Source organism: Shewanella sediminis HAW-EB3, from assembly GCF_000018025.1.
Classification (GTDB): Bacteria; Pseudomonadota; Gammaproteobacteria; order Enterobacterales; family Shewanellaceae; genus Shewanella; species Shewanella sediminis.
In genome coordinates this window covers 2,595,254-2,607,082 of the sequence record NC_009831.1, presented here as the reverse complement: position 1 = coordinate 2,607,082, position 11,829 = coordinate 2,595,254, and the positions used below count along the sequence as shown (strand labels likewise).

The following is an 11,829-nucleotide window of genomic DNA, read 5'->3' as shown; positions in this document are numbered from 1 at the left end:
GTCGATGCGGCAAGGAGAAGCGATGCAGCAGTTAGCTAATATTACCGTTACCCCAAAACCCGGCCACCTGTTCAATAGTTGGAGCAGCGCCGGGCAATGGCTCAGTAACATGAGTCTGTCAGGTTTCGAGATCTATCCCCACGGCGTGCTCAATGCCGAGGATATTCCCGCTAAGCTCGTCGGCGGCTTTCATCTGCAATCATTCCCCATATTAACGCCTATGCTCTATAACGACAGCAGCAGGTTACTTAAGATCTTCGGTGACTGGCAGACCGTTGAGCAGTTCTATGGCGGCAAAGATTCCGATCATATAGTGAATACTATGGTCAGTCAGCTCAACCTCGCCGCTAAGCTCAATGCGCCCTACGCGGTTTTCCATCCCATGGATTGCGACATGGAGCACCTGTTCAGCCAGAATTTCCCCTGGACACTGGACGACACCTTCACGGCGTGTGCCGAACTGCTCAACTTAGCGCTTAAACGAAGTCAATTCAAAGGTTGGCTGCTGCTTGAAAACATGTGGTGGAAACAAAGTTTCCGGCTGGATAGCAGACAGGAGTATGACGACCTTAGAAGCCGGATAAACTATGCCAAATGCGGGATCTGTTTTGATACAGGCCATATGATGGCGACGAATAAGAGCCTAAATGATGAGTCTGGCGCGATATCATTTTTAATGAATAGATTACACCAGCTAGATCTAAATTCGGAGATAAAGACCCTGCATCTCAACAGCAATCTGACCTCTGATTCAGAGATTAAAAGCTGTCCAAGCGAGCAATCTCAAACCAGTTATCAAAATTGTAGTGAGTTCTGGTCACAGTTCGATATCGCTCTGAAACATATCTCGGGCCTGGATCCTCACAATGGGTTTAATAATGCTGAACTTTCCAGCCTAATTAATACTATTGAACCCAATTTTCTGGTTCATGAGGTCTCAAAACAAAACCTTTTCAGTTGGCAACAAGCCATCACTATTCAACAGCAATTGATCTCATCTAAACCAAAGCCCTATCAGATCTGGTCCATGTCGGCTTAGATAGAATTAGCACCTGAACATTGGAAATAGATTGCTGCGATGAACGGCAGACAATTTATTTAATTGCCACCAGAACCTAAAAAAGCAGGCTCCCAGCTCAGAATGCTGAATTGGGAGGCTGCTTTAATCGGTAATTAGATAAATGCTGTTTTATTCGCCGCAATATAATCTTTCATCTTCGTCATCGGACGTCCCATCAACAGCTCACCATCGGGGCTAACCATAGCCGCTTGGTTAGTTGCAAATACCTCGAACAATTCAAGCATCCCCTTTGCTTGCCACTCTGGCCAGCCGGTATTTAACAGAGAATCGAGAGTATCTTCTGTAGAAGGTGAAACATAACTCACAGTCTTGCCAGTAACATCAGTGAAGACATCCGCCATATCCTGACCTGACAGGAGCTCTGGCCCGGTGACATTATAGGCTTTATGCTGATGGCCGTCTGTTGTCAGAAGGTTCGCCGCCATTTCACCGATATCTGCGACATTAAGTGGTGCAAATTGCCCTTCACGAATACCAAAATATAGGCCACCTTGCTTGATTCCTTCGGCCCAACCGTGAAAATTATCCTGAAAGAAAATTGTACGTAGATGAGTCCAGTTGAGGCCTGAGGCTTCCAGATACTTCTCACCTGCACGGAACTGCTTGCCGAACAATATAGCTTCATACTCAGCACCAACGACAGAATAATACACAAATTGTTTAACCGTACCTGCTGCAACGGCAGCGTCAACTGCGTTTTCTGAATGCTGTTGTCGATTCTCAACATTACCGGGGATCATAAACACCTTAGTCACATTCTTGTAAGCTGCGGTAAGTGTTTCCGGCTTGTCGAGATCGATAATAACCGTTTCTATTTCAGGAAACCTATTTTGAAGATTTTGTGCTTTTTCCTGACTGCGAACTGCGGCCCGAACTCGATACTTAGAGATGTTTTTGTTGACCAGTGATTCAATGGTCGCAACACCGTTATTACCAGCTGCGCCGATAATTAAAACAGTCTCTTTATTCAAAATATTTCTTAAGATTGATGACAACATAATAATTTCCCAATATCAATTTGTATGGGCGTTTCCCCTAGTGGTAACGCATTGACCATACAATAAGCCTTACATTGGGATCATAAAATCGGAATGATTTGACAATGAGGTACAAAAATTTTGAACAATAGTTTTTCTCTCAATCAGGTGTAGCCTTAAACCTAACCTCCCTATGTTATCGGTAACAAAGCTACATACGTTTAACGTGAACATTAAAAATCGATGATGATTAAAAGCACTATCAACATACAGAGGCCTTTGAATCAAATATTTTGAACAAACTTGCAAGCGCAAGTATTTAACAATAATAAACACGATCGCCCGCGATGCTCTACCGACCGTAGGAGCATTTATTTAATTTTACGCTATTAACGGCAAAAATGCCTAAAACAGTAATGTTTAGCTGCATGTCGAGCCGTCGTTTTCATACTGAATGGCACTTTTATTCGTTATATTTCTTCTTTAATCGATTATCCAATGCATATGAGCCTGGTCCATTGGCGAATATCATCAAAAAACCACCGGCAATTGCCAGGTTTTTCATGAAACTAATCATTTCAGCTTGAACACTGAAATCATTATGAAAAAACACAGTGGCTAAAACACTAAAACCGGCCAGTGCTATAGCTGCGTAGCGGGTTTTCCAACCAATGATAATTGCGACTCCGCCAATGACTTCCGTAAGGATCACCAAAGGTAACAAGGCTCCTGGAACGCCCATCGATTCCATGTAGCCTTGAGTGCCTGCATATTGAGTAACCTTAGTGACGCCAGACAGAAAGAAAATAATTGCTATCAAAAAGCGGCCTAAGGGGGCTGCAAAAACTTGTAAGGTATTCATATAACCTCTCCAAATAAACAATTTTTTAGTTAGCTTGGATTTTATTGGTATAGATAATATTAGTTGCGAACAATGAGAATAAACAGACTAGAGAGCTAAGCTGTGTATAGCCCTAGGCTCATTTATTAAAAGCAAAAAAAACCGGGAATAGATGCCTCTATTCCCGGTAAAGATGGCTGCAAGTAAAGCTATAAACTTGCGATTTTTTATTGCTACCCTCTCAGTTGCCTGAAAGAGTAGCCTTTATGATCATGGGTGTACCAAACGAAGAAACCAGATTAAACCTTGCAGGGACGAAAACACAGTTTCAGCGTTTGATACTGATCATTGCATCAAAAACGATACTGTAAAGTTGCCAGTATCAAATGGGCATCATAATCATGATTCAATACGCCTAAAGTGTTTAGGCCAGTCGGGCCTGTTCCCGGGTAGTAATAGGTCGGCAGCTGGGTATCATCAGAGTCACGGTATCGTTCGAACTGATATTTAAGCCCTACAATTGCCTGCTCTGTCATCGCGTAGGTCGCTTGGAACGTCACGTTATGGCTGGTGGACTCATAATCACCTAAGGCATTGTAACCATTTGAATAGCTGTCGCTGATAGAGATCGCGTAGCTATAATCGGCACTTAAGTTTATTCCTTTATCACTCAAGCCAGTGTAGTTGAAGCCGATGCCGGCGAAGCCAAACTGATCTTCGGTATCGGCTTGCCACATATCCAGGTTAGTGGTCTGTGCGCTGGCTTGGTCGCTGTCGATCCATTGGTAACCACCATCGATATTAACGCTTAAGTCTTGCAGTGCCTGCCAGCTCAAACCCAGGTCGTATCCATAATCTTTAGACTCGACTAAGCCAATTTCAGTATTGGTATAATCGTCCAGGCCATAATAGCCTCTGAAACTAAGACTCAGCGTATCGAGTGGCGCATGGGTAACAAATAACTCGGCTCTGCTGCTCTTCTTATCGGCCAGATAATATTTACGCATCAGGGTGTTTTCACCACTTTCACTCAGCTGGTCATAGACGAACTCGGAGCCACCGCGGTCACTGTAAAGCCCCTTTAAGCGAATATCCCACATCTCTAAGCCAGTGACTCGCCACTGTGCCCAGAAAATATTGTCATCGGTCTCTTCACGATCCTGATTAGAGCGCTCAGTTTCGATGCGATCATATCCGGCCTCTATACGTTGCCCCTTTGCCAGACTGTAACTCGCGCTAGCTTTATACGCTGTACGAGTCGTATCGAGCGGGGTATTTGCTTTAAAATCGCCACTGAGCTCATCATAGCTGTATTGCTCATACATCCTGACATCGGTCTTATTATCTCTATCTGAGTAATCGACCGACGCCTTGAGCCTTAAACCTGACATCACAGTGCTGGTAACTTTGAAGTTAGCATCTAAGGTGTCGACTTGTGTATCGGCGTTCCCCGGTCCTGATGTGACCCCACTAAGCGTCACAAAATCGGCATCTTGGGTCATACTACCCTGGCTGATGCGACCACTGAAATGGGTCCTGCTCAGAGAGTATCGGCCCGTAAGAGTGACGAACTGAGACTGGTTATCCGGTGCTTGCGAGCTTACCGGATACCCCATGCCGTTAAGCTGCAACGAATCGATATCATTTTCGAACCAGCTGCCTTTATAACTGAGCTCGGTTAACCAGTTCTGGCCACTGAGGCTCACGCCTGCCGCCATGTTCTGTGTTTGCGTGTCGATAGGCGCGGCAATATTAATGGCCTTGATACCGCCGTTAGTCATACTCGAAGTATGCTTACCCGTTTTATCCTCACTTGAAAAACGAATGTAGCTGGCCACATTATCTAATTTGAGCTTTGTCTCGATGGCAGATTTTTTTCGCTCTAAGGCCAACTGTTGAGTGACCATCTCATCCTGTGCGATAAGGCTGTTGCCATCGGCTAACCAGACACTCTCGGCGTTATCAGCGTTATCGCGTCGTTTCTCATCGTAGCTGGCCTTTACGTTCCATACACCCAGCCTGCCGGTTTTAATGGCCCCATAGCCCTGCTCGCTGCCTAACTGGTCGGCAACAACTTCTGTGCGATAACCCTTGTTGTTATAGACAACGTCGGCATTGACGCCGGCGGCGAACCCATCGGTATATTTAAGGTTATTGGCCGCATGATCGTCATCGCTGTTCATGGAACCAAGCTCGATACCGGCTTGTCCGATAACAGATTTTTTACTGGTGCACTTCTTACAGGCCCATTTTGCGTTGGTGTTTGTCTGAGTGTTGGCCGATGTGACGCCAAAATCGAATGCAAAAGCACCACTGCTACAGGTTGCCAGCGCTAATGTGATAAGACTTAATTTAAATTTCATTTTACGCTCCCTTAAAACTGAAATGCTTTACCAGATGGATGATTCGAGCCGTGGATCTGACCATGACAATTGAGACAACCTTGACCGCCGGTTTGAATACTCGAGTTATCACCAGGCGCAGTGCCTGCGTGTCCGTCGTTGGCATGACACTGCTTACAAAGCATTGGCACTCTTGATTTGAGCAGTGCTTCATTTACGCTGCCATGGGCATCATGACAATTGGCGCAATTTTCCATCACCGGCGCATGTTCCCAAAGGAATGGACCGCGTTTTTCAGCATGGCATTCGAAACAGGTTTGATTAACATCAATTTCATTTAATGCCGAATCACTCATCGAACCATGAGGGTTATGACAGTCACTACAGGTCATATCGCCCCACTTCAATGGATGGCTGGAACGCTTGTTCATATCGGCTTTTGCGCTGATATGACACTCACTACATACCTCTACCAGTTGATCTTTAACCAGCACAGGATCTTTAGTGACATGCAGTTGATGACAGCTTACACAGCTCACATCTTGTTCTGCATGCAAGGACGTGTGCCAGGCAACACGGCTGGTATCGTTATGACACGCGGTACAGACCGAGTTTTGCATCTCTGCCGTTAAAGGCGACGATTCACCGAAGGTCACCATAGGCTCGTTCTTACCCTTGTGTTTCCCCTGAGGACCATGACAGGCTTCGCACTGAAGTCCGGCCATTGGGCTCTTACTGTTCGCTTGCCCGTGCACACTATCGAAGATAGCCATCACCTTATCGGAGCGCTTATGGCACATAATGCAAGTATCTGCGCCCTTCTTCGAATATTTACCCTCCTCAAACTTTTTCATTAACGTATCGAGGGGATCGGCGCCGACCCCCGTAGATATGCCTGATAAAAGAACGAGCACAACACTCATCACATTAAATATTTTCATCGTCATCTGCCGTAATGTTTTTTAATTATTAAAATCTAACTAACTGAAAAATAATATTCAGTAGCAAGGCTAGAGGATGAAAGAGTTCATTTCTCTGTGATTTATTACACACTTCGCTTTAGTGTTAACTATGTCGTTAAAATTTTTCACATCAATGATGCGTCAAATAGTCATGGCATATCACTCATACCTTCACCACAATGGATGACGGTAACCAGCTAATAAATCTACAGATTGAAACTCTTCTCCCCCGATATTCAGTAGTCAGAGCACTAGACTATGCGCTGAACCACTCGAATTAATCCCAGCGAAAACTGCGGCTCGCGACTCCCAAACAGGTCAGGATAATCGCAACGAGAAACAGCAGGTGATCGCCTATATCTAACAGGCCAGCGCCGTCAATGATCACGGCTCGGTTAGCATCATTCATATGTGTCAGCGGCAGGCAGTCGGCTAAGAACCTGACCCAGGGCTTGCTGCCTTCCAGAGAGAACCAGATCCCCGACAGAAACATCATCGGCCAGGAGAGGATGTTAAGCAGACCGTTACACAACTCGTCGGATCGGGTGCGACTGGCCACCAGCAAGCCGATACTAATCATGGCTGCGCTGCCAAGCAGGGTATTGAGTACCAACAGGGCCACATTGCCTTGAGAGCGGATATCGAACATGACAGCGATAACCGCAAACACTAATATGGCTGAGAGAACCGTGGCGCCCAATCTGGAGATCAGTTGTGATGCCAGAAATTGCCACGCGGCGAGTGGCGTCACCTGCAGGCGTTTGAGTACGCCGGTTCTTCGGTACCTGACCACGACATACCCAACGCCATAGAGGGCCGAGAACATCATGTTCATACCTATGATACCGGGTAAAATCCACTCGACATGGCGCACGGCTTTACCAGCGATAGCCCTTTGATGTAACTGAGGTAACTTGCCAAGAATGAGTTGCTCCAGGATGTAACCTTGCGCGCTCTCAGGATTGACCCAGTAAGTGTCATTGCTTATCAAGCCATCGACTAAATGCCTGGATACCTTATGTTTTGCCTGTTCCAGGTCGCTGTAGTAGATAATTTCGACATGCTTTAATGCCGTTATTTTTTCTATCTGTTCTACCTCACCATAAACACCAAGCTGATAGAGCGTCGGATTATCATCATCAAACACCAACACCAGCGCGATCACTATGATGATGGGAAACAGAAGTGACCAACCCAGCGCCGACTTATCACGAAGAAACTCAAGATTACGGGCGGTGATCAGTGCAAACAGTGCATTCATAGTCGTAGCTCACTACCGGTTAACTTTAAAAACAGATCTTCGAGGTGCGGCTTACGCACTGCCATGCCGCTTGATGAGCCCGTCGAAGCATTCAGCATAGGGAGCAGATCGTTAAAGGAGTGACATTCCACTCGTGTCTGCCCTGCGCACCGGCTTATCTTTACCGGTAAGCCGTCAAAGTCACGCTCCGAATACTCACCATTGAGCTCGACTATCTGAGGCATGAAATTGTCTTTGAGTAAGGTGTCTGGCGAGCCTTCGGCAATAAACTCCCCTCTGTCCATGATCGCTATCTGATCGCATAGTTGCTCCGCTTCTTCCATGTAATGCGTCGTCAATATTATGGTCTTGCCCTGCTGTTTAACTTCTCTGATCAACTGCCAAAAATGCAGACGGGCCTGTGGGTCGAGTCCGGTAGTGGGCTCATCTAAGAAGAGCAATGCGGGGTCGTTTATCAGACTCAGTGCAAGCAATAACCGTTGTCTTTGTCCGCCTGAGAGGGTGTAATGAAATTGGTCTGCGATATCTGAAAGCTGACACTGTTTTATCAGATGAGGAATAGGTGTATGGCTCTGATAGAAGCTTGAAAAGAGTTTCAGGCAATCGTATACGGTCAGGTGGTCGGGCAAGGTTGTCGACTGAAACTGAATGCCGATCTCTTGCTTAAAGTTTTTATCGATTGGCAGGCCTCGGTACAATACCTCACCACGAGTGGGCTTAAGCACGCCCTCTAGGATCTCCAGCGTCGTCGATTTACCCGCACCATTGGGTCCAAGCAAGCCATAACACTGGCCCGCCTGAATATCCAAATTTATGTTATTGACCGCAACAGAGTCACCGTAACGGTGAGTCAGCTCACGTACACTCAATAAAACTGACAATACAACCTCGAAATAGCTAAATAGAGCTGTATTGTCTGCAGTGTAATGACAAAAAACACTGGGGTTTTTAACAGACTTTTATATCGCAGTTCATAATTGTGTGCTTGTACACAAACCGGTTTTAACGTGCTTGTCTTTAGCTGGGATCTCCCCATCATGTTCATATATTAGAAAATAGAGATCTCACATGCGCGCGATAAAGATAATAATCTGCCTGTTACTACTACTCGGGCCCCACACGGTATTCAGCCAGGAGGGACAAGAACTCAGAATCGTCTCCCTTGCTCCTAACTGGAGTCATACCGTTGCAGAGATTGGTGCCATCGATGACTTAGTGGGCGTTACACGCTATGCACGATTTCCGGCAGAGTTGCCTTTGAGAGTCCAGCAGAAACGTATCGATGTGGTCGGTGGCTTCACGGATATCTCCATCGACAAGATTACCCGGCTCGATCCGGATCTGGTGCTTACCGCCACAGGCTTACAACTGAGGTTAAAAGCTAAGTTACAGGAGTTAGGAATAACCGTTATCCATATGGAGGAGTCCAGCTTAGAGGAGGTGTACGCTAAGATCTCATTACTCGGCAAGACCATAGATCATCAACAACAAGCCGACGAGCTGGTAGCGTCGATAAAGAGCGAGTTGAAGGAGATAGCGGCCGAGTTCACGGAGCAAGACTCACCCGAGGTCTACTACGAAATAAACTACCTCTATAAATGTGTGCCGGGTAAACACTCCTATATGACCGAGCTGATTGAGCTGGTGGGTGCTAAACCGATCTTTTCCCATCGCGACGGCATAGCCCCTATGGTCACCTGGCCCGAAGTGGTCAAACAAAACCCGGATGTTATCTTATTGCCGATGTGGCCCGATGCTACGGGACCTGTATTCGAGGGGCCACAAGCGGGAAGCGGCACCACCACCATAGCCGAGGTTTATTCCCGGGAAGATGCAGATAAGGTTAACGCCGTAAACAACAATGCCGTCAGGTTTATCGACTCGGCCGTCACCAAGCAAGCAGGCCCAAACATCCCACAGGCCGCCAGGCTGCTTGCCGAGGCGATATACGCACAGCAGTAACGAGTAGTAACTTAGCCGAGTGTTCTTCCGGGCACTCGGTTTCCTTCTTTCAATACATCACCAAAACCGCCTCAAAGAGCTGTTTAATGCCAAAAACCGGGCTCAGCTGGTGAGTTTTACGCACTCATTAGGCGTGTTGGATTAATCCGATTCGCCATTATTCAAAGCAAAAACAATTATTCAACTTCCGATTAAAATCATATCCACATCACAACTCGCTTTTCCCCGCCAAAACACTACGACTAGTCGTAGCGTTTTGGCGGATCGCATCGGCTAATCTCATGTCTGCAAATTCAGATGTAATTTGTGACCTAGAAAACAATTCAACAACTTACACCGAGAGAGATGATGATGAGAAAAAAGCTATATAACGCGCTGTTACTGAGCATGTTAGCTGGATGTGGTAGTGATGACTCTCCACAGACTCCTGTAACGCCAGAAGAGCCGAAGCCAGAGAAATCCAAATACCTGACGCTGGATATCAAACCTGATACTAAATTTACCGGTGAATTCTATGTAAATTTGGGGCGGTACGAAGATCCGGTGACGCATTGGATACATGACAACAGCGACCTGGATAATAAAGACAAGCCAAAAGCCAACTGGCCAGATGTCGATTTCAATAATGATGGTTGGATAGATGAACGAGACGCGCACCTGGCTGGTGTGTATAACCCGAAAGAGGCAACTATAAAAATCGATGCAATCAAGATGCATCAGCTATTAATGACCAACCCAGACGGTTTAGGCGCTGGCACTGCGCGTCCCGATATATTCGTTCACGGTCACTACGGCGTATTTGATGCTCTACGCTACCTTGCCGTTACACGTAATGATCTTAAAATCGAAAATATTGTCACTCCGGAAAACAGCGGCCGTGATACCTTCGAATTTGTAGTGTCCTGGGACAGCAATGGCGACGGTGTGTTCGATGATCAAGATAACGATATCTATGCCAACTACCAAGGCAAAGACTGGCATTTCAGGTCAAAGTACCATGGAGGAGAGTTTAAAAAAATCGACAGCACCATAAGTGGTATCGGACCTCAGGGCGAGCTCACCTACTCAAGAATGGATCAATTCTGGATCCAGCCAGGCATGTCTATCCGCTTCCAACCCTTTTCTCCTGAGATGACTCAGAGACGACACTGGGTTCAGGACAGAGAGATGGCCCGTGTAGCAGAAGCCGGAGGCAAGGTTATTGTGCCAACAATGGCAATCGATTACAAAAAGCCTGATACGCAGCCAACCGTCATTAAAAATCTGGAGGTAACAGCTCACAACATGCGGCCTGACATCTTCCAGCCTGGTGTTATAACTAAGATGGATGTGTACCTCTCTGCTGCCGATGCGGGGCAAGATATCGCGTTCAATTACTGGCCAACTCTCTCCACCGGAGCCAGAATAGAGCACTTTGCCCTGTTCAGGATCAATGGTGTGGCATCAGATGTGGGGCGTGGCTGGACAACCGGGTATGGTGAAATGGCAATGATCAAAGATTTCACCCGAAACTCAACATGTGACTTCTCATCACCGGCTGGTGGAAACATGGAGATAGAGGTAGATCCGGAACATTGTCGCATAGATTGGAGAACTAATTTCGGTGGCTGGGCCGTGCATATCATGTCCGATGTATGGGTAATGAACCAGCCAGTCGAATATGTCTATGCGGAAATAAAGTCTCATTACAAGGTGTGGGGAATGCCGGAGTATTCAGGTAAAGATGTGATGGAACGTGATTTCAGCCAGGACGAAGATGGCTCGGATATCATGACGCTTCAGGTATTTGACCTTCCAGATGACACGAACTCTGAATCAAACAGAGCCATGTTAAAACCCACTCACTTCGGCTGGGGGATCGCCGATTGCACCGAATGTCACAATGAGAGTAAAGACCCACTGGGCCATGGTGGCCACAGTTGGCCGATAAACAGCAGCGATGGTTTCGATGAGACTCAGCCTTATTACTGTGCCACCTGTCATGGGAGCAATGGTGCACCGCAGGGACATAACGAAACTGCGCGCTGTTTCTGGTGTCATGACACGAAAGAAAACCGACCGCAACACCATGGTGATGCCTCCACTCAACGTCGCTATCAGGACAGCAAAGGGGAAATAAAGAGCAACACCCACATATACAATACCAATATCCCTAAGGATTTAAACTCTTTACCTAGGGATAGCATGGGTAACTATGAGGAGTACACGGACCTGATGAGCTCGGTAAACTCTGACTGGGATATGAGCCGGGTATTCCCCGATCCTTACTCCTGTATGACTTGCCATCCAAACCAAAATTAAATTGAGATAACGCAAGTTAATTAGCCAAACCGGGCTTGGGCGACAAAACGCCCAAGCCCTCTTTGACAATGGATATCGCCATGGGTAATCTCATTAACTCAG

Annotated in this window: 9 protein-coding genes; 3 read left to right on the top strand and 6 right to left on the bottom strand. The window is 46.6% G+C overall.

Annotated elements, in window-relative coordinates; translation table 11 throughout:
• Positions 1-22: 22 nt before the first annotated feature.
• A complete protein-coding gene (locus tag SSED_RS11255) occupies positions 23-1,039 on the top strand; it encodes a TIM barrel protein (RefSeq protein ID WP_012142497.1) in 1,017 nt (338 codons plus the stop codon).
• A gap of 134 nt (positions 1,040-1,173) precedes the next feature.
• Here SSED_RS11255 and SSED_RS11250 read toward each other — a convergent pair whose 3' ends face one another.
• The 6 genes from SSED_RS11250 to SSED_RS11225 form a co-directional block, all read right to left on the bottom strand.
• Positions 1,174-2,079: an SDR family oxidoreductase gene (locus tag SSED_RS11250; RefSeq protein ID WP_012142496.1), complete on the bottom strand. Its 906-nt coding sequence runs from the start codon at positions 2,077-2,079 to the stop codon at positions 1,174-1,176.
• A 442-nt stretch (positions 2,080-2,521) separates the two neighbouring features.
• Positions 2,522-2,920 carry a DoxX family protein gene (locus SSED_RS11245; protein ID WP_012142495.1) on the bottom strand — a complete coding sequence of 133 codons (399 nt, stop codon included), beginning with the start codon at positions 2,918-2,920 and terminating at the stop codon, positions 2,522-2,524.
• A 332-nt stretch (positions 2,921-3,252) separates the two neighbouring features.
• Positions 3,253-5,262: an MtrB/PioB family decaheme-associated outer membrane protein gene (locus tag SSED_RS11240; RefSeq protein WP_012142494.1), complete on the bottom strand. Its 2,010-nt coding sequence runs from the start codon at positions 5,260-5,262 to the stop codon at positions 3,253-3,255.
• An 11-nt stretch (positions 5,263-5,273) separates the two neighbouring features.
• Positions 5,274-6,188 (bottom strand): DmsE family decaheme c-type cytochrome, encoded by a 915-nt coding sequence (locus tag SSED_RS11235; RefSeq protein WP_012142493.1) that lies wholly within the window; start codon positions 6,186-6,188, stop codon positions 5,274-5,276.
• Positions 6,189-6,480: 292 nt separating this feature from the next.
• A complete protein-coding gene (locus SSED_RS11230; protein WP_012142492.1) occupies positions 6,481-7,464 on the bottom strand; it encodes an ABC transporter permease in 984 nt (327 codons plus the stop codon).
• Entirely contained in the window at positions 7,461-8,345 is an 885-nt protein-coding gene (locus SSED_RS11225; RefSeq protein ID WP_012142491.1) for an ABC transporter ATP-binding protein, read from the bottom strand. The genes SSED_RS11230 and SSED_RS11225 overlap by 4 nt, the downstream gene beginning before the upstream one ends.
• Positions 8,346-8,532: 187 nt before the next feature.
• On the opposite strand from SSED_RS11225, the gene SSED_RS11220 reads away from it, so the two are divergent.
• On the top strand, positions 8,533-9,426 hold the full coding sequence (locus tag SSED_RS11220) for an ABC transporter substrate-binding protein (protein ID WP_012142490.1): 894 nt from the start codon (positions 8,533-8,535) through the stop codon (positions 9,424-9,426).
• A 348-nt stretch (positions 9,427-9,774) separates the two neighbouring features.
• Positions 9,775-11,727 carry a hypothetical protein gene (locus SSED_RS11215; RefSeq protein ID WP_223295976.1) on the top strand — a complete coding sequence of 651 codons (1,953 nt, stop codon included), beginning with the start codon at positions 9,775-9,777 and terminating at the stop codon, positions 11,725-11,727.
• Positions 11,728-11,829 lie beyond the last annotated feature (102 nt).